At 42.6% G+C, this 18,486-nt stretch carries 17 protein-coding genes; 9 read left to right on the top strand and 8 right to left on the bottom strand.

Annotated elements, in window-relative coordinates; translation table 11 throughout:
* Positions 1 to 16 precede the first annotated feature (16 nt).
* The 6 genes from EC846_RS16870 to EC846_RS16845 all read left to right on the top strand — a co-directional run bounded on the left by EC846_RS16870 (position 17) and on the right by EC846_RS16845 (position 5,268).
* Entirely contained in the window at positions 17 to 697 is a 681-nt protein-coding gene (locus EC846_RS16870; protein ID WP_005259250.1) for a hypothetical protein, read from the top strand.
* 112 nt (positions 698 to 809) lie between these two features.
* Positions 810 to 1,472, top strand: a complete 663-nt coding sequence (locus EC846_RS16865; RefSeq protein WP_123775848.1) for a hypothetical protein — start codon at positions 810 to 812, stop codon at positions 1,470 to 1,472.
* A gap of 13 nt (positions 1,473 to 1,485) precedes the next feature.
* Entirely contained in the window at positions 1,486 to 2,292 is an 807-nt protein-coding gene (locus tag EC846_RS16860; RefSeq protein WP_123775847.1) for an SDR family NAD(P)-dependent oxidoreductase, read from the top strand.
* Positions 2,293 to 2,325: 33 nt separating this feature from the next.
* Entirely contained in the window at positions 2,326 to 2,646 is a 321-nt protein-coding gene (locus tag EC846_RS16855; RefSeq protein WP_123775846.1) for a hypothetical protein, read from the top strand.
* Positions 2,647 to 2,697: 51 nt separating this feature from the next.
* Positions 2,698 to 3,405, top strand: a complete 708-nt coding sequence (locus tag EC846_RS16850) for a diphthine--ammonia ligase (RefSeq protein WP_123775845.1) — start codon at positions 2,698 to 2,700, stop codon at positions 3,403 to 3,405.
* 234 nt (positions 3,406 to 3,639) lie between these two features.
* Positions 3,640 to 5,268 carry an OFA family MFS transporter gene (locus EC846_RS16845; protein WP_123775844.1) on the top strand — a complete coding sequence of 543 codons (1,629 nt, stop codon included), beginning with the start codon at positions 3,640 to 3,642 and terminating at the stop codon, positions 5,266 to 5,268.
* A 103-nt stretch (positions 5,269 to 5,371) separates the two neighbouring features.
* Here EC846_RS16845 and EC846_RS16840 read toward each other — a convergent pair whose 3' ends face one another.
* The 8 genes from EC846_RS16840 to sdsA all read right to left on the bottom strand — a co-directional run bounded on the left by EC846_RS16840 (position 5,372) and on the right by sdsA (position 16,356).
* Positions 5,372 to 5,806 carry a YbjQ family protein gene (locus EC846_RS16840; RefSeq protein ID WP_123775843.1) on the bottom strand — a complete coding sequence of 145 codons (435 nt, stop codon included), beginning with the start codon at positions 5,804 to 5,806 and terminating at the stop codon, positions 5,372 to 5,374.
* A gap of 8 nt (positions 5,807 to 5,814) precedes the next feature.
* Positions 5,815 to 6,165, bottom strand: coding sequence for a YbjQ family protein (locus tag EC846_RS16835; protein ID WP_123775842.1), 351 nt, complete (start codon positions 6,163 to 6,165; stop codon positions 5,815 to 5,817).
* A gap of 108 nt (positions 6,166 to 6,273) precedes the next feature.
* On the bottom strand, positions 6,274 to 7,734 hold the full coding sequence (adeK, locus tag EC846_RS16830; RefSeq protein WP_004775217.1) for a multidrug efflux RND transporter AdeIJK outer membrane channel subunit AdeK: 1,461 nt from the start codon (positions 7,732 to 7,734) through the stop codon (positions 6,274 to 6,276).
* Positions 7,735 to 7,739: 5 nt separating this feature from the next.
* Positions 7,740 to 10,913, bottom strand: a complete 3,174-nt coding sequence (locus tag EC846_RS16825) for an efflux RND transporter permease subunit (protein WP_123775841.1) — start codon at positions 10,911 to 10,913, stop codon at positions 7,740 to 7,742.
* A gap of 12 nt (positions 10,914 to 10,925) precedes the next feature.
* Positions 10,926 to 12,179 carry an efflux RND transporter periplasmic adaptor subunit gene (locus tag EC846_RS16820; RefSeq protein ID WP_047429598.1) on the bottom strand — a complete coding sequence of 418 codons (1,254 nt, stop codon included), beginning with the start codon at positions 12,177 to 12,179 and terminating at the stop codon, positions 10,926 to 10,928.
* Positions 12,166 to 12,816 carry a phosphatase PAP2 family protein gene (locus EC846_RS16815; RefSeq protein WP_004775212.1) on the bottom strand — a complete coding sequence of 217 codons (651 nt, stop codon included), beginning with the start codon at positions 12,814 to 12,816 and terminating at the stop codon, positions 12,166 to 12,168. The genes EC846_RS16820 and EC846_RS16815 overlap by 14 nt, the downstream gene beginning before the upstream one ends.
* 499 nt (positions 12,817 to 13,315) lie before the next feature.
* Positions 13,316 to 15,364 carry a site-specific recombinase gene (locus EC846_RS16810; protein WP_004775210.1) on the bottom strand — a complete coding sequence of 683 codons (2,049 nt, stop codon included), beginning with the start codon at positions 15,362 to 15,364 and terminating at the stop codon, positions 13,316 to 13,318.
* Positions 15,365 to 15,378: 14 nt separating this feature from the next.
* Entirely contained in the window at positions 15,379 to 16,356 is a 978-nt protein-coding gene (gene sdsA, locus EC846_RS16805; RefSeq protein WP_004775209.1) for an All-trans-nonaprenyl-diphosphate synthase, read from the bottom strand.
* A 448-nt stretch (positions 16,357 to 16,804) separates the two neighbouring features.
* Here sdsA and rplU point away from each other — a divergent pair, with 448 nt between their 5' ends.
* The 3 genes from rplU to lolA all read left to right on the top strand — a co-directional run bounded on the left by rplU (position 16,805) and on the right by lolA (position 18,372).
* On the top strand, positions 16,805 to 17,116 hold the full coding sequence (rplU, locus tag EC846_RS16795) for a 50S ribosomal protein L21 (protein WP_004652230.1): 312 nt from the start codon (positions 16,805 to 16,807) through the stop codon (positions 17,114 to 17,116).
* 18 nt (positions 17,117 to 17,134) lie between these two features.
* The gene (gene rpmA, locus EC846_RS16790) at positions 17,135 to 17,389 is read left to right on the top strand and encodes a 50S ribosomal protein L27 (protein ID WP_004640422.1); all 255 of its coding nucleotides are present in this window, start codon (positions 17,135 to 17,137) and stop codon (positions 17,387 to 17,389) included.
* Positions 17,390 to 17,667: 278 nt separating this feature from the next.
* Positions 17,668 to 18,372: an outer membrane lipoprotein chaperone LolA gene (gene lolA, locus EC846_RS16780; RefSeq protein ID WP_123775840.1), complete on the top strand. Its 705-nt coding sequence runs from the start codon at positions 17,668 to 17,670 to the stop codon at positions 18,370 to 18,372.
* Positions 18,373 to 18,486: the final 114 nt, after the last annotated feature.

The raw sequence follows: 18,486 nt of genomic DNA, 5'->3' as shown, positions 1-18,486 counted from the left end.
AAAAGGGATGATGGTCATGAGTTATTCAATTCTATTGAAGATTAATGAAGTTACGCATGGACAGTTTGAAACGATTCGCCAGCAACTGAATGCGGGGACAACGGAAAGTCAGGCACGAATGCTGGGTGAAGTCCTATCTGAAATTGCCTGTGATATTGTTGAGCAAGTTTTTTCAGTCTTACTCATCCAGAATCGCCAGCCGACCCAGATCACGCAAAAATATACGGCTGAATCTGAAAAAGTCATCCAGCAAATCATTGGTGCTGTACGTAAATATATGCCTTGGTCGATTGCTTTATTTGGCAATGAACGCTTATGTCCCTTTGCTAATTATTTTTCCAATATGATCAAGTATCATGATGAGCAGGTCTATGTATCTTATCCGATCGATCGGCATTTGGTACAACAGGCACATGCTTTGGTGACAAGACTCAAGAATAATGAAATTAGTGACATGGTGGATGTCTTCCAGACTCTGATCCAGATTGTCGATTTGGGTGTGACCAACCTGATCCGCGAACCGAAAAAATGCCTCAACTTTAATATGGTGGTGGATAAAACCCTGAATGGCGTGATTAATATGACCGCCCATCTCAGTTATAAACGTCTGGAAAAAATGAGCAATCAGGTTGATAGCAATGCTGCAACTGATTGTGTGAACCATTTTTTAGCATTTATGCATGTTGATACAGAATAGAGTGTGATAAATTCGGCGGGTACAACGCCAAAAATGATAGAAAAATAGATTTGATAAAAGGGCTTGTTTAACAAGCTCTTTTTTATGGAATCTAACAATTAGGGTTATTAGAATGAACACCGCCGTTTTTTTAAATATTCATGCGGACACTTACGCAAGGTTTGCGCATATTCGAACGCAATTATTACAAGGAAATAAAGAAAGTCAGGCTAGCGCTTTAGGGGGCGTCTTGTCCGAGATGGCTTGTGAAGTCGTTGAACAGGTTTTTATCGTTCTATTACAAGAAAATAAACAATATTCGCAAACAGGTGAATCCGAAAAAGTGATTCAGCAAATTCTGGAGGCGATTCGTAAATATATGCCGTGGTCGATTTCATTTTTTGGCAATGATCGTTTAATTCCTCTAGTTGAATATCTTTCAAAAACCTTACAGATCGAAGATGAAACCATTTATATGACTTATCCTGTCAAGCAACCGTTGGCAGAGCAGGTCAAGGCATCTAGTCAAAAACTGGCCAATGGCGATCATAATGAAATTTCAAATTCACTTAAATTACTCACCGAAGTAATTGATACGGGTGTGGACCACTTGATTCGTGAACCGAAAAAATGTTTAAAGTTCAATTTTGTGGTCGATAAAACCTTAAATGGCGTGATCAATATGACCACGCATCTGGGATATAAACGTTTGGAAAAATTAAGTACCCAGATTGATCAGCAACTGGCTGCAACGTATGTGGATTACTTCCTCAAATTTATGCGCCATTCAGCATAGGCAGGATATAAAAATGGCAAAACTGAAAAGTCTTGAAAATAAAGTGGTCTGGATTACGGGTGCCTCTTCGGGTTTAGGCAAAGCACTGGCACGTGAATGTGCATTACAAGGTGCACAGGTGGTTTTGACTTCACGCCGTTACGATGAGCTGGAAGCGGTACGCGTGGGCTTACTCAAGCCAGAACAGCATCTTTCAATTGCTGCTGATATTACCGATGAAGCTCAGGTTCGCCATGCGCATGAACAGGTTCTGTCAAGTAAAGGGCGGATTGATTGGTTGATCAATAATGCAGGTTTGAGTCAACGCGCCTTGATTCAGGACACGACTATGCATACTGAACGCGCCATTATGGAAGTTGATTACTTTTCGCAAGTGTTCTTTACCAAGACGGTATTGCCGACTTTCCTGAAACAAAAATCAGGCCGTGTGGTGTTTGTATCCAGTGTTGCAGGCTTACTCGGTACGCAATATCGTGCCACTTATTCAGCAGCAAAAGCAGCCATTCACATGTGGGCCAATAGCTTGCGTGCTGAAGTATCGAATGACGGTGTGGAAGTTTCTGTGGTCTTTCCAGGGTTTGTAAAAACCAATGTCTCATTCAATGCATTAAATGGCGAAGGTAAACCGCAAGGCCATCAAGATGAAGCAATTGAAAATGGTTTAGATGCCGATGTATTTGCTGAGCGTGTGGTGGAGTCATTGATGGCAGGGGATCAGTACATTGTGGTTGGTGGGAAAAAAGAACAACTGGGCGTGCTGGTTTCTCGTTTATCACCAAGCTTGCTCTATAAAATGATTCGTAAAATGAAAGTAAAATGAGCGTGAGTGTTGTTATTTTTAAAGGAAGTATAAGTGGAAGATAATCAAAACTTATCTCAGTCATCTTCAAGCCAGCGAGTATCCATAACAGCGATCATTATTTATGTATTGCTGGCATTGACTGCCAGTATTTCTGTTGGTGCAATATTAAGTTGGTTATTCACATTTAATATGACGGATTTTGAAGGGAAAAGAGGCTATGCCGCAATCTTCTTTTTCATGTTAACTGCACCTATTAGCTTTTTAGTCAGTCTGATCGCCCTACCGATCATGATTAAAAAGGCACCAAAATTTTTACCTCATGTGATGTGGATTTTTGCTGGCTTAACTTTACTGTTGGGATTATTTAACTGACTGACATCATGACGTAAACAGCCGGCCATCATATTTAAAGGGTAGGAAGAAATGACAGAAGATCGCCGTAAAAAAGCCGTTTTTAACTGGAGCGGTGGTAAAGACTCTGCTTTGGCCTTGTATAAGGTCTTACAACAAAATGAGTTTGAGGTCATCGCCTTATTAACCACAGTCAATGAAGAAACCGAGTTATCTTCGATGCATGCGATTCCACATCGGCTGCTAGAAAAGCAGGCGGAGAGTATTGGTATTCCGCTCTATCCTGTGTTCTTACCAAAGAACCTTCCGGTATATGAACAACGCATGCTGGATGCTGCCAATCACTTTAAAGCACAAGGCGTTGAACATTTTATCTTTGGCGATATTTACTTGAGCGATGTACGTCAATATCGTGAAGATCGTTTGCATCCTTTAGGCATTGAAGTGGTTGAGCCGATCTGGAACCTGAATTCGGCTGAGGTGATGCAGGAGTTTTTAGATTCAGGGATTAAAACCAAAATCATTGTGACGGATGCTAGCAAACTTGATGAATCCTTTATCGGGCAAGATATTGATGCAGCTTTGATTGAGCGTATGCCAGAGGATGTGGATATCTGTGGTGAAAATGGCGAATATCATAGCTTTGCTTATGCGGGTGGTTTATTCAAACATCCTGTTGAATTTGAAATTGCTGAAACGCGTCAGATGTCGTATGAATTTAAGCTAGAGAATGGCGAAGAGAAAACCTATCACTATTGGCAAGCCATTTTTGCAGAGTAGAGCAATAAATCCTGTGCATGACACAGGATTTTTTAAAATTATTAAATTATTTCTTTATTTTTTATTGGTAAAAGCTGTTTGATCAAAATCATAGATGTTATGCACAATCGGTAGGTTGGTCTTTACCCAAACATAACGACATCGTACAGAGCTTAAGAATAAGCTTTAGCCGCTGCCGGAACGAAAACTAAAAAAGCTTGCCTCTCTTTAACCGTGAAGGCATGGAGACTGTACATGGAACGACAACTTTCACTTTTGGCCAAGGAGCGGACGATTGCCCACGCGGGCTATAATCGTTGGCTTCTTCCTCCTGCCGCACTGGCAATTCATCTCAGTATTGGTATGGCATATGGTTTTTCCGTATTTTGGTTGCCATTATCAAAAGCCTTGGGAATTGATGCGCCGATTGAATGTAAAAATATAGGTTTGCTTGAACAACTGTTCACTACGACCTGTGACTGGAGTGTGTCTACTCTAAGCATCATGTACACCTTATTTTTTGTATTTTTAGGCTCATCCGCATTTTTGTTTGGTGGCTGGCTTGAACATGCAGGACCGCGTAAGGCGGGTGTGGTTGCAGCATTTTGTTGGGCAGGTGGCTTGATCTTGGCTGCGCTAGGTGTATATACGCATCAGTTGTGGCTATTGTGGCTGGGCGGTGGAATAGGGGGGATTGGGCTTGGGCTCGGTTATATTTCACCTGTATCTACCCTGATTAAGTGGTTCCCAGATCGTCGAGGTTTAGCAACAGGTCTTGCCATTATGGGTTTTGGTGGCGGCGCCATGATTGGTGCACCGCTCGCGGATCAGTTGATGAAGTTCTTCTCGACCGATATTTCTATGGGGGTATGGCAAACCTTTCTGGTATTGGCCGCTGTTTATTTTGTTTTTATGATGGGAGGCGCATTCGGTTATCGGATTCCGCCTTCAAACTGGAAACCGAGTGGTTGGCAGCCAGCAGCAACCCAAGCCAATGCTCTGGTCACCAGTCGTCATGTGCATTTAAATAAGGCATGGAAAACCAAGCAGTTTTGGCTGATTTGGGGCGTACTGTGCTTAAATGTTTCGGCAGGTATTGGCATTTTAGCGATGGCTTCTCCGTTGTTGCAGGAAGTGTTTGGTGGACGTCTGATCGGTTTAGAGATCGGTATCAATGAATTAAACACAGAACAAAAAATGCAGATTGCGACCTTTGCTGCGGGTTTCACTGGTTTACTGTCATTGTTTAATATTGGTGGACGTTTCTTCTGGGCATCTGCATCGGATTTTATTGGTCGTAAAAATACCTATTTCATTTTTCTAGCCTTAGGTTTCTTATTATACGTTTCGATTCCACAACTGGCCCATGCCGAAAATTTACCTTTATTCGTTTTAGCTTTCTGCGTCATTCTGTCAATGTATGGCGGAGGATTTGCCACAGTACCTGCTTATCTGGCGGATATTTTTGGTACACAAATGGTCGGGGCAATTCATGGACGTTTGCTGACCGCATGGTCTGTAGCTGGTGTATTGGGAACCTTACTGATTACCAATATTCGAGATTATCAACTGGCGCATGGCGTGGCTCAAGCGCAATCTTATGATACGACGATGTATATTTTGGCGGCTATGCTAGCGATTGGATTTGTACTCAATTTAATGGTCAAACCAGTTGATGACGATAAATACATGACAGAGGCTGAATTGGCTGCTGAGAAGGCTCTGGCACATGAGAAATTACCGCAAGATTTAAACCTGAATCATGATGTAGCGCATGCACCTTCCAAGACAATTACTGTGGTACTGGCTTGGCTGGTTGTTGGTCTACCTTTGCTGGCAGGCATTTGGTTTACTTTACAAAAGGCGATCGTTTTATTTCATTAACTTTAAAAATCTAAGCTATAAAAAATGCCTCATAAGTCGAGGCATTTTTTTTATTGCGTTGGTTGATGTCTAATGCCGTTTGAGGATGACCTACAGGAATGGTTTATTCTATGATGGCTGTACCATAAGCAAACACTTCAACCATGCCACCTTGCATTCCCAGTTCCGTAGTACTGAGACGAATCCCCATAATCTGTGTAGCACCCATGGCATGTGCTTCTTGCTTGAGTCGGATTACTGCTTCACGGCGTGCACGCTCAACGACACTTTCATAGCTGACCAGACGACCACCAAAAAAGTTTCGAATGGATGCCAGTACATATTTAAAATAATCGTGAGAGATCACCACATTACTGCTGATCATTTGCCCAGATGCTGTGGTTTGTACAAAGCGATTGGTATCAATCCGAATATGGGCGAACTGTCGTTCTTTTTCATCCAGTTCACGTAAGTGTTTCTGCTCGATATGGCGACCAAAGCCCCAACCCACAGCAAAGAGAATCAGAAAAAGAACAATCTGAAAAATTAATCCTTCCATACGATTGCCTATGCACTGAATGGATCTGGGAGTTTAGGTGCAACAGGCTGAACCACGACTGCTGTTCCATAAACAAATAACTCAGATGCGCCTTGAGCAATATTCGATGTCGAGAAACGAATTCCGACAATGGCATTGGCTCCTAAAGCTTGTGCCTTATCAATCATACGTTGGGTCGCTTCTTGGCGTGATTCTTCTAGTAGCTCGGTATAGCCTGTCAGTTCACCACCGACGATATTTTTTAAACCTGCCATCAGGTCACGTCCGACATGCTTACTGCGGACGGTGCTGCCATAAACCACATCAAGTTGACGTAAAATTTCATGGCCGGGTACAGATTCTAAACTGCTCAGTAACATAGTATTTTTCTAAATCATCAATATTTCAGTGTTTGAAGATAAGAAATATTCGCAATTGTTGCAATAAAAAAGCTCACCGAAGTGAGCTTTTTTATCTGCAAAATCAAATTATTTTGCGTAATGCTGTTCTGAGCTTGAAGGTTGGTGCGTTACAGTCTCGCTGGTCGATGCTTTTAAGCCGCCACCAAGCGTTTTGTAAAGTTCAACCTGATTGTTCAGGTCAGCTTGTTGTAATAACAACAAACCTTGTTCCGCTGAGTAAGCAGAACGCTGAGCATCTAACACAGTTAGGTAACTATCAATACCAGCACGGAAGCGGGCATTTGAAAGTTTATAGGTCGTGTTGGTTGCATCAACCAAACGGCGTTGAGCAGTTAAACGATCACCAATATTCGCACGTGTTGCCAATGCATCATTCACTTCACGGAAAGCTGACTGTACTGACTTTTCATAATTCGACAGAGCAATTTTCTGATCTGTTTCAGAGATTTTGATATTGGCCTTACGTGTACCCCAGTCGAAGATCGGGATATTAAGACTTGGGCCAATTGACCAGAGACCATTGGCTGATTTGAATAAATCACTCAAGTCAGTCGATGCATAACCCGCAGAACCAGTGAGGCTAATGGTTGGGAATAGTTGTGCTTTCGCAGCACCAATATTCGCACCCGCAGCACTTAACTGGTATTCAGATGCTTTGACATCTGGACGGTTGTTCAGTAAGTCACTTGGTAAACCAGCGCTTAACACACCTTGTTTGGTGATACGTGCAACTTGCTGTTGCGGTAACAGATTCTGAGGAACCTGCTGGCCCACCAGTAAGTTCAACAAGTTTTGTGCCTGAGCAATCTGGGTTTTGTAGTTGGCAACATCATTACGTGCTGTTTCAACTGAAATCTGTGCCTGACGCACAGGAATTTCACTATCAATACCGACATCAAAACGTTTTTTGTTCAGGTTAAACGAATCTTGTTGTGCTTTTAGCGTCTGATCCGCAAGTTTAAGTTGTGCACTTGCAAATGAGTAAGTTAACCAAGCCTGAGTGACTTGACCAATTAAGCTGATTTGCGTTGCATCACGTGAACTTTGTGTCGCGAGATAGCTATCTAGTGCTGCATCTTTCAGGCTGCGTACACGACCCCAGAAGTCTAGCTCATAAGAAGTCAGACCTAAGCCAACCTGATAGGTTGAATATGGGTTGTTTGGATCACGGGTAGGGGTGACCTGACGAACGGCACTACCACTTGCCCCAATAGTTGGCAACTGGTTGTTTTCCGAGATCTGGTATTGCTGCTGAGCTTTTTGGATATTCAAAGTAGCAGTACGTAAATCACGGTTATTGGCAAGCGCCATATCAATCACTTGAAGTAAGCGCTGGTCAGCAAAGAAATCTTTGTAACCTTGTTCAGCGATTGATTTTCCAGAAGCATTGCCATAAGAGGCGAAGCTTTCAGGAACATCTGAGCTTACAACAGGCTCTGGCCCGCGCATGCTTTGGCAGGCAGCCAAAGAAAGCGCGAGTGCAGAGATTGCAATGCCACGACTGGAAATAGACCATACAGTTTGCATCACGATCAATGCTCCTGAGTATTTAAAGTTTTAGGTTTGTACTTAAAGATACTACGAATCCACACGAAGAATACAGGGATGAAGAAGATACCTAAAAGTGTTGAAGAAATTACACCACCCAGTACACCATAACCAACCGAGTGTTGGCTACCAGCACCCGCACCGCTTGCAAGGGCTAATGGTAATACACCAAAACCGAAAGCAAGGGTCGTCATGATGATTGGACGTAAACGCATTTTCGCCGCATGTAAGGTTGCTTCAAACAGGTCTTCACCTTGTTCTTGCAATTCTTTGGCGAATTCTACGATCAGAATGGCGTTCTTCGCTGAAAGACCAATTACCGCAACAATCGCAACCTGGAAGTAGATGTTAAAGGATAAGTTTGGATCTCCTTTAATAATCATACCTAACCAAGTCAATGTAAATGCACCGACAATACCTAATGGTACAACCAGTAACACAGACACAGGTACTGACCAGCTTTCATATAAGGCAGCAAGACACAGGAATACGATCAATAATGAAAGAACCAACAATGGCGCTGTCTGGCTACCAGAATCACGTTCTTCTAAAGATAAACCACTCCATTCATAGTCGAAACCTGTTAAGCCCATTGACGGTAACTTACTAATAATTTCTTCCATGGCGATCATTGCATCACCAGAGCTGACGCCCGGTGCAGGTGTACCTTGAATATTCACAGATGATACGCCGTTATAACGCTCTAGACGAGGAGAACCATAAGTCCATTCACCCTTGGCAAAACCAGAGAATGGAACCATTTCACCTTTGTTATTACGTACATACCACTTGTTCAAATCTTCAGGCATCATGCGAGTATTCGCTTCACCCTGAACATAAACTTTCTTCACACGACCACGGTCAACGAAGTCATTGATATATGAACCACCCCAAGCCATGCTCATGGTCGTGTTAATATCTGCAAGGCTGATACCCATTGCACCAGCTTGTGCTTGATCAATCGTGATCTGGTACTGTGGTGTATCTTCTTGACCATTCGGACGCACACCTGCAAGACGTTTGTCTTGTGATGCCATACCTAATACTGCATTACGTGCAGCAATCAGTTTCTCATGACCTTGACCGCTTACATCCTTCAACTGGATATCGAAACCAGACGCGACACCCAATTCAGGCATTGCCGGTAACTGTAATGGCATGATGTACGATGCATCTTTCACAATCATGTTCAATGCCATACCACGTTGAATAATGGCACCGATCTGTGATTCAGGCGATGTACGCTCGCTCCAGTCTTTTAACTTAATAAAGGCAAGACCCGCGTTTTGACCCACCCCCGTGAATGAGAAACCAGCAACGGTAAAGATTGAATCTACACTGTCTTTTTCTTTATTCAGGAAGTAGCCCGTCATGGTATCAATGACTTTATCTGTACGTTCCAAGCTTGCGCTCGGTGGTAACTGAACTAAAGTCATGACCACACCTTGGTCTTCTTCTGGCAAGAATGAAGATGGCAACATTTTGTAGATGCCGACCAAAGCTGCGATCACTGCAATATAAAGTACCCCAGAGAATAACTTATGGTGTGTCATGCGATTGACACCACCTTGGTATTTCTCTGCAACTTTTTCGAAGCTACGGTTAAACCAGCGGAAGAAACGCGCAAAAATGTTATTGCTTTCTTCTTTGTTTGGATCATGTTGCTTTAACAGGGTCGCACACAGGGCAGGGGTAAAGGTCAATGCTACGATCAAGGAAAGGATCATCGCCGTAACCAACGTGATAGAGAACTGACGGTAAATGACCCCAGTTGTACCACTAAAGAATGCCATTGGTACGAATACTGCTGTTAATACACTGGTAATACCCACCAGAGCACCAGAAATCTGACTCATTGACTTTTCAGTCGCAGGAATAGGTTCCAGATGTTCTTCTTGCATTACCCGTTCAACGTTCTCGACCACAACGATGGCATCATCCACCAGAAGACCGATGGCAAGTACCATGGCGAACATGGTCAAGGTGTTAATCGAGAAACCGAAAATATTAATGACTGCAAATGTACCGAGTACAACTACAGGTACAGCCAGTGTTGGAATAATCGTTGCGCGCCAGTTCTGCAAGAACAGGAACATGACGATGAATACCAAGACCACTGCTTCAATCAGTGTATGTACAACACTCTCAATTGACAGACGAATAAATGGTGTCGTGTCATAAGCAAGCTTGTCTTTTAGACCAGTTGGATAGTTATGACGTAACTCAGATAAACGTTTTTCAACTGCTGCTGCGGTATCAAGTGCGTTGGCACCTGTTGCAAGTTTGATTGCAACACCACCCGCAGGGCTACCGTTGAACTTCGAATCAAATTGATAGTTATCTGAACCAAGTTCTACACGCGCAACATCACCTAAACGAACCTGTGCACCATCTGATGCATTTTTCAGGAAGATGTTTTTGAATTGCTCAGGTGTTTGCAACATGCTTTGTGCATTCACGGTCGCATTCAGCACTTGACCAGCTGTTGATGGCGCACCACCGAGCTGACCGACTGCAACTTGCGAGTTTTGTGCACGAATTGCGGTTGCAACATCAGTTGGTGTCAGTTTGAAGCTTGTGAGTTTTGCTGGATCTAACCAGATACGCATCGCATATGAGCCACCAAAGACTTGAAGTTCACCCACACCTGCAACACGGCTAAGCGGTTCAGAAATGTTTGAGTTTACATAGTCTTTAATGTCAGAGGCAGACAGGCTGTTATCTGGAGAATAGAATGCAATAACCTGTAAGAAGCTGGCACCAGACTTGGTGACTTTTACACCCTGACGCTGTACGTCTTCAGGTAAAAGTGCTGTTGCAGATTGCAGTTTATTTTGAACCTGAACCTGTGCGATATCAGGATCGATACCTTGTTCGAAGTTCAAGTTAATCGATGCTTGACCATTACCCGCACTGTTCGATGAAATATAACGTAAACCATCAAGACCATTCATTTGTTGTTCAATGATCTGGGTAACGGTATTTTCAACAGTTTGAGCAGAAGCCCCAGGATAAGTCGCAGAGATCGTTACCGTGGGGGGGGCAATTGTCGGATATTGTGCAACTGGCATTTTTGTGAGCGTGATAATACCCGCCAACATAATGACCAGTGCAATCACCCAAGCGAAAATTGGGCGATGGATAAAGAATTGAGCCATGCAATCTACCCCTTAAGCTTCTGAAGTTGCTTTTTGTTCAGCTTTTGGTGAGTTGGCTTGCTTTTGTTGTTCAGCTGCTTTTGGCGCTGCATTTTGACCTTCAGCTGCTTTTGGTTGATAAGGTTTTACAGACACTTCCTGTCCTTCTTTTACCTTAGCGACACCGTCAACAACAACTTTATCACCAGCCTGTAGGCCATTTGTCACAATCCAGTCCTGACCTTTCACACCAGCAGTTGTGATCGGACGGGTTTCAATCGCACCTTTAGCATTTACAACCATTGCAACTGCTTGTCCTGTTGGTAAACGAGATACCGCTGCTTGTGGAATCAGGTAAGCGTTTGGCAAAATCCCTTGCGAAATCTTGGCAGTTGCATACATACCTGGTAATAACAAATGGTTTGGATTCGAGAAGACTGCACGTAAAGTCACAGTACCTGTATCTGGATTCACACTTGCATCAGAGAATGCCAACTGGCCTTCTACAGGGTATTCAGACCCATCTTCAAGCGTGATTTTGACACGGGTATTGTTACTGTTATTCAAGCTACCTTTGCTCAGTTGTTGACGAAGACGTAATAACTCAGCACTTGATTGATTGATATCAACATAGATTGGATCAAGCTGTTGAATCGTTACCAATGGATCGGCTTGATTTGCAGTTACCAATGCACCTGGTGTCACCGAAGAACGGCTAGACTGACCAGAAATTGGTGCGCGAACAGTTGAGTAGCCCAAAGTAATCTCAGCATTTTTCAATGCTGCCTGAGACGCTGCTACATCTGCTTCGGCCAATTTTACCTGAGCATTGATATCATCATATTCTTGTTTAGAAACCGCATTGGTTCCTACAAGTTGACGATAACGACCTTCTTTTACGCGTAAAGCATTTAAGTTCGCTTGTTGACGTAATAAAGCCGCACGTGCATTGTCTGCAGTCGCACGGTTAGTGTTTGCATCAATTTGATAAAGTGCTTGACCAGCCTGAACGTAGCTACCTTCAGCAAATAATCGTTTTAAAATAACGCCGCCTGTTTGCGGACGAACTTCTGAAACTTGATAAGCAGAGGTTCGACCTGACAGTTCGACATTCTGTTCAACGCTTTGTGGTTGAGCAACAATGACACCAACTTCTGGAGGTGGCATTTTTTGAGCAGCAGCAGCTTGCTGTGCATCTTTAGGATCTTTGCTACAACCAACAAGCGCAATGCTTGTTGCTAATGCGCAAGCAGTTAGGGCAGGAGCCCAAAGCTTAGCCGACATCATTATTCCACCTCAATTTAGATTTTTTATCTAAAAACAAATTGTTGCTGAAAGTGCTTTGATACAGCCCAAACCAAAGCAACGCAGTCCAAATCAACCCAATTCCCCAACCGGCAAGAACGTCGGTCGGGTAGTGAACCCCCGCGTAAACTCTAGATATCCCCATGAAAATAAACCACAAAGTAGATACTAAAATGACACTGGTGCGATATTTATGTTGTCGACATAACAACATGGCTAAACTCGCAAGGGTTGCAGCATAAACGCTATGGGCACTTGGGAAGGATGCGCCATAACTTTGAACCAAGTGATAAAACTCCATTGGTCTCGGCCGATCAATGCTCCATTTCAGAAGCCAACCAATCACAATACTGCCGCTCACACTTAAAGAGATGAATGTCACATTCCTATAATTTTTAATCCAGATTTGGTAAATACACAAAAATGTTGTTAAAAATAATAAAAAAGGCATGCCACCCAGACGGGAGAGCAGAATTGTCACATGGTTAAGCGTAAATGAACGGTGCTCAAAAAAAGCTTGAACACTAAAAAGGTCTAAAGTTGATGCGTTGGAATTCATTAGTCCAATCGCACCGAATCCTAAAAAAAAGCAACCAATACAAAGCAATAGGTACGGCATGCGCTACTCATTATTTGCTTAACCATTATTCAGGGTTGTTGAGTGTTGGAAAGTGTACTCGCGAGTACACTTTTGGTCAAGTCTTGAAATTTTATGATAATTTCATTTTGATGTTTTTTTAAGGTTCAGTAAAAAAACATAACAAAATTTGATGTATATCTCATTTTGGGTTTTAAGTGATTATTTGGCATTTGACAATCCTTTCTCTATTTTTTGACCATATCAAAACCCATAAATTCTGACATTAGATCTTTAAAAAATAGGCCATAAAAGGACAGTCTTTTTTCTACCAAACTTAAGTTAATCTAAAAAATCCAGTTCAGATCCGCATCATCTCATCCAGAAGAAGAAACAGTGATATTAGAGCTGAGCAATGATTTCTTGTTTAGCAATCAAGGTTGGGGGAAATCAGCCCATTAAAACTATTTTTGGCGGCTTGATTATATCCAAAAATAGTTCAAATGTTAGACTTGTAGTTTGCTTACTTTTCTGTACAAAGTTAATGGGATGATGAGGTGTTTTTAGGCTGTTCTGCTACTTCAACAGGTTGCTTCGGCGGCCAGAAAAAATCACTTGGTCGGGTCAGGAAGTGAGTCAACACTAATTTAGCCAGTGGCGTCCATTGCGCAAAACGAACACGGCGTGCGCGCAACGCAACAATAATGGTTAAGGTAAAGCTGACAAATAAGTTGGTTAAACCAATCAGCATGACACCGAGGAATGACACGATAATCAGTCCGATATCTGGATTGCCAATGGTCATCAAACCTTGAATAAAGTTCGCCGAAGCAAAGGCAATATGGCGGATATCCAAAGGTAGGCCGAGGATAAACCCGATTGTTCCCATACTTCCCAGCATAATCCCGAACAGGAAATTACCCGCCAAGGCACCTAAATTGGTTTCAATATAGCTGGCAAATTTATCTAAGCGTTTTTGTCCCATCCAGCGTTTTAGACGTGGGTGCTGTCGTAGACGTGGCCCTACTTTACGGTAGACTGCCAGATTATCAAAATAGCCTGCGATCAGACCTGATAAAAATAGACATACACCTGCAATCGCCGCATGAGGCACTGCTAAAGAAGTGAAGGGGTTGAGACTGTGCAAAAGCTTTGCCGATTTGGCGTGGTTAAGTAGCGGCTCACCCAGATTGTATTGCCATAAAAAGGTAATCAGTGCAGCAGTTGGAATCGCAATTGAAATATTACCCAAGATCGCAATGAACTGGGTTCGGATAATATTAATAATCAATGCCGCCAACTCAGCAATCTGGGCGGTTTTACTGCCTTTTTGTTGCTGTACCGTGGTGGCAAGTGCAGCAGCCGTCATCGCTGGCTGTTTGGTTGCAACCGTAAAGTGCAACACATGAATCAGTAAAAAGCCCAGTGAGTAATTCATACTGAATAGGAAGGCTTGCATTAAAGGTGCAAGAACCAAGCGAGCAGTCAAAATTTTAAGCGTTGCCATGGTGGCGATAATCACGCCAGCCCCAGCCGCTGCTTTGTACATGCCAAAGAAGCCTGCTTTGTCCGTACTTACATAGTGCTCACCGGTTTTACTGGCATTTTCAGTCACCTGTAAGGCAATGAGTTCACTGGTAGAGCTTAATAAATGACGGACACTTTTGCCTTCATAGTGGGCTTTGGTCAAATCGATAATCAATTCGCCAAGTGCGGTATAGCGTGCTTCAGTTTTGCTGGCTAACAGGGTCAGCAGAAGTTCAATTCGATCGAGCGACTGTTCAAGTAAGGACAGGAGATAGGTCAAACTGATACTAACCCCAATTCGCTTGGTTGCACGGCGTATTTTTAACACCACCTCACGACATTGATCCAGCATCACAAAGGCTTGTGATGCATCGGGTGGCGGTAAAACCACAACCGCATCCTGATCTTCAATCTGTTTTTTATATTTTTCAATAAACTCAATGATATCGCGGTTCTGCACCAGAAAAGGTGATTCATATTCGATAATATCGGGCTGAGCATTAATAAACTCAGGATACAGGCCAATTCCGCTAATTCGATAAGACAAAACAGTAATGGCTTTGATCAGCTCATTTTTTGAAATTTGCTTTGCAATGGTATTGCTTTGACTCTCAGCCAGTAGATTAAATAAGCTAATCCAGTCCTGATCATCGATCAGATCAAGCCATTCACTATCATTTTCCTGATGGAAAACTTTACCCACCAAGGTTTTAAGTTGTTGTCCATCTTCGACTAAGGGAAGGAAGTGTGCACCTAAACGTTGTCCTAACTGATTCCAGAAACCATCAAGTGAAAGAATACCGCTATCGGCATATAAACTGATCTGTTTGTACTGGCTAATCAGTTTGAGTAAAAAGTTTTGTAGCAGAATCGCTGAAGTCGGGGTGAGTAATAATATTTTGATCAGTGCATGAATACGTTGTTTGACTTCATCCGCATCATTTGGGTTTTCTGGGCGGATACGATTGACGAGTTCAATCAGGAGATTTTCGTCAAGAACAGCTTGAGGTTGGTCAAGCTGTTCCTGCATTTTTAAAAAAAGATCAGATAAAGTTAAATGCATAAGCAGTCAGAAAATTATTGTAGTCGATGTAAAGCCATGAGCGTCAAATTGATCAGTGCTTGGCGATATTCATTATCTGGTAGCGCCTTCAATGCCTCTAAAGCAGCATCTGTTTCTTGCTGAGCACGTTTTTGACAATATTCCAGGCCACCAGAGTGATGAACAATCTCAATCACTTTGTCCAATTGCTCAACACCACCCGTTGCGATACTGCGACGGATAATCGCATGATCATCACCTGTTGAATGAGCTAATGCTGAAATTAACGGTAAAGTCGGTTTACCTTCCATTAAATCATCACCGATATTTTTACCTAATGTTTCTGCATCAGAGGTGTAATCCAGAATATCATCGATGATTTGAAAGGCATTGCCAAAATGACCTGCGAAGCGGCGTAATGGTTCACGGTATTCTTCAGTACCTGCCAAAATTGCTGCACCTTCGGTCGCAAGTTCGAACAAACGTGATGTTTTGCCGTGAATAATTCTTAAATATGTTTCTTCAGTGGTCTCTGGTTGATGCTGGGATTGAAGTTGTAGCACTTCACCTTCAGCAATTTCGCAAGTACCTGTTGAGAAATCTTTGAGTAGGGTAATGTTATTTAAATCGACCAGTAGATCAAACGCACGTGCAATCAGGAAATCACCCACTAAAACGGCAGTCTGATTATTCCAGGTCGCGTTAGCGGTTGGGCGACCACGGCGCAGGCTTGACTCATCTACCACATCATCATGTACCAAAGTTGCGGTATGTAGCATTTCAATTACCGCAGCCAGATGCTGTGCTTGTTGCATATTGGCTAAACCACAGGCACGCGCTGCAAGTAAACACATAATTGGACGCATGCGTTTGCCGCCAGCTTCAACAACATGTTTACTGACTGACATGACCAATCCGACTTTAGAGCTAATTCCTTCATTGATCAGGTGATCCATCGCAGCAAAATCTGTCGCAACAGGGGAGAGAATGTCTTGCTTAAAATCGATAACCATATGAAGAAAAACCTCGTATAGATGGGTAATGCTGCCAAGTGTAGCAATTAATCTATGACTAAACTGTTATATAGACTGTGTAATCCGCTATTTAAAACACGATCATGAACTCTTTGATCTTAAATTAGACAGAAATAGGGCTGTTCCCACCAAGTGCCATTACTTTACTCACGACGGTACAAAACACAGTTTGTTATTGTCATAATTTGTTTTAAAAAATGTATTTCAAATTTTGACGGGAATCAATCAAAAAAGTCCGCCATCAATCTAATTGATTTTACTTAAAAATCCAAGCAAGTTATCAATATGTGGGCATTTATGCAAAATAACTTGTTGTTTGAGCAATTTTCACTTAAAATTTGTCCCCTTGTATAACCCCAGTGGCGTTCGTCTTAAGATCGATATGTCCCTTTATCGGCACGACGACACGGGCAAGTTGGAGTACATTATGTACGCAGTAATCCAAAGCGGTGGTAAACAGCACCGTGTTGTTGAGGGTGAAACCCTTAAAGTAGAATTATTGAAAGCTGAAACTGGCGCGACTATTACGTTTGATGACGTATTAATGGTTGTTAACGGTGACAACATTCAAATCGGTGCTCCAGTTGTAGCTGGCGCAAAAGTAACTGCAGAAGTAGTTGGCCATGGTCGTCACGACAAAATCCGCATCATCAAAATGCGTCGTCGTAAACACTACCGTAAGCAACAAGGTCACCGTCAATGGTTTACCGAGTTGAAAATTACTGGTATCGCAGGCTAACACGAGGAGTAAATAGACATGGCAACTAAAAAAGCCGGTGGATCGACGAAGAACGGTCGTGATTCGAATCCTAAGATGTTGGGTGTTAAAGTTTACGGTGGTCAAACTGTAACTGCTGGTAACATCATCGTTCGTCAACGTGGTACTGAGTTCCACGCTGGTGCAAATGTTGGTATGGGCCGTGACCATACTTTATTTGCTACTGCTGACGGCGTAGTAAAATTTGAAGTGAAAGGTCAATTTGGCCGTCGCTATGTAACTGTTGAAGCTTAAGTTTTAATAGTTCAGAAGAACCCGCTTTTAGCGGGTTTTTTTATGGGCGATTTATGGGAAATATTAAAGTTCAGTTAGGCTGGGGGCTGAAACAAGAAAATAAGTAAAAAAGTTGCTTTTTGATCCTTACAATCTCTACATAAAGGTCGCAACTTCATACATAATGCAGAACTTTGCGACACGAACTACACAAAACCCGTGCTTTTCTTCATTTTTTTAATGATCAAAAACAGTAAGATGTCGGCATAACAGTAGAAATCTGATAGAAGGTTCTTTTTATGAATTTCGTAAAAAAAATGGCTTATGCTGCAACGTTAAGTGCAAGCACACTTGCTCCTGTTGTGAGTAGTCAGGTATTTGCTGCACCTGTCGCGGCATCGGCTCAGCAAGCAACAAACAGTCTGGTTCAACAGTTATCTGGCTTGCAACGTTTCACCGCAGATTTTGAACAAAATACAAAAGTTGCAAACAGCAACGGTAATAAAGCCACACAGAAAAAAGGTTTGACCGCTCAACATATGAATCAGACCTTTAAAGGAACGATGAAAGTTGAACGTCCAGGAAAGTTTTATTGGGAAACAACAAGTCCTGCAAAACAAACCATTGTGACCACAGGTAAAGTGGTGTGGATTTACGATCCTGATTTACAGCAAGCTGTACGTCAAAGTCTGGATGACCAAATTGCCAATACACCTGCATTGTTGTTGTCGGGCAATACCAACCAGATCATGCAGTCTTATCGTGTGACTCAGCCTGATCGTAGCAAACTGTATTACACCTTATATCCAAAACAGGAAGATGGTGCATTCCAGAGCTTAACCATTAGTTTTGGTGCCAATAAAGCGCCGAACTTGATGGTATTGCAAGACTCTTTAGGTCAAACGACGTATGTGCGTTTCAGCAATATTAAAGTGAATCAGTCGATTCCAGCCTCGGTGTTTAATTTCACACCGCCTAAAGGCACCGACATTATTGATCAGTAATCACTGAGACCGAGAAAAGCCGCATATGTTGCGGCTTTTTTATGCATGGAAAAGCTGGATACATTTCTTAATTTCTTCTGACAGCAAGGCTTTGTATAGTGAAGGAAAACATCT

Origin of the sequence: Acinetobacter sp. BIGb0102, from assembly GCF_003815055.1 — a bacterium.
Taxonomy (GTDB): Bacteria; Pseudomonadota; Gammaproteobacteria; order Pseudomonadales; family Moraxellaceae; genus Acinetobacter; species Acinetobacter vivianii.
This window is presented reverse-complemented; position numbering and strand designations above follow the sequence as displayed.

Excerpts from the sequence above, each read along its gene's own strand:
- EC846_RS16870 (WP_005259250.1), top strand. The coding sequence starts at position 17 with ATGAGTTATTCAATTCTATTGAAGATTAATGAAGTTACGCATGGACAG.
- EC846_RS16865 (WP_123775848.1), top strand. The coding sequence starts at position 810 with ATGAACACCGCCGTTTTTTTAAATATTCATGCGGACACTTACGCAAGG.
- EC846_RS16860 (WP_123775847.1), top strand. The coding sequence starts at position 1,486 with ATGGCAAAACTGAAAAGTCTTGAAAATAAAGTGGTCTGGATTACGGGT.
- EC846_RS16850 (WP_123775845.1), top strand. The coding sequence starts at position 2,698 with ATGACAGAAGATCGCCGTAAAAAAGCCGTTTTTAACTGGAGCGGTGGT.
- EC846_RS16845 (WP_123775844.1), top strand. The coding sequence starts at position 3,640 with ATGGAACGACAACTTTCACTTTTGGCCAAGGAGCGGACGATTGCCCAC.
- EC846_RS16840 (WP_123775843.1), bottom strand. The coding sequence starts at position 5,806 with ATGGAAGGATTAATTTTTCAGATTGTTCTTTTTCTGATTCTCTTTGCT.
- EC846_RS16835 (WP_123775842.1), bottom strand. The coding sequence starts at position 6,165 with ATGTTACTGAGCAGTTTAGAATCTGTACCCGGCCATGAAATTTTACGT.
- adeK (WP_004775217.1), bottom strand. The coding sequence starts at position 7,734 with ATGCAAACTGTATGGTCTATTTCCAGTCGTGGCATTGCAATCTCTGCA.
- EC846_RS16825 (WP_123775841.1), bottom strand. The coding sequence starts at position 10,913 with ATGGCTCAATTCTTTATCCATCGCCCAATTTTCGCTTGGGTGATTGCA.
- EC846_RS16820 (WP_047429598.1), bottom strand. The coding sequence starts at position 12,179 with ATGATGTCGGCTAAGCTTTGGGCTCCTGCCCTAACTGCTTGCGCATTA.
- EC846_RS16815 (WP_004775212.1), bottom strand. The coding sequence starts at position 12,816 with ATGCCGTACCTATTGCTTTGTATTGGTTGCTTTTTTTTAGGATTCGGT.
- EC846_RS16810 (WP_004775210.1), bottom strand. The coding sequence starts at position 15,364 with ATGCATTTAACTTTATCTGATCTTTTTTTAAAAATGCAGGAACAGCTT.
- sdsA (WP_004775209.1), bottom strand. The coding sequence starts at position 16,356 with ATGGTTATCGATTTTAAGCAAGACATTCTCTCCCCTGTTGCGACAGAT.
- rplU (WP_004652230.1), top strand. The coding sequence starts at position 16,805 with ATGTACGCAGTAATCCAAAGCGGTGGTAAACAGCACCGTGTTGTTGAG.
- rpmA (WP_004640422.1), top strand. The coding sequence starts at position 17,135 with ATGGCAACTAAAAAAGCCGGTGGATCGACGAAGAACGGTCGTGATTCG.
- lolA (WP_123775840.1), top strand. The coding sequence starts at position 17,668 with ATGAATTTCGTAAAAAAAATGGCTTATGCTGCAACGTTAAGTGCAAGC.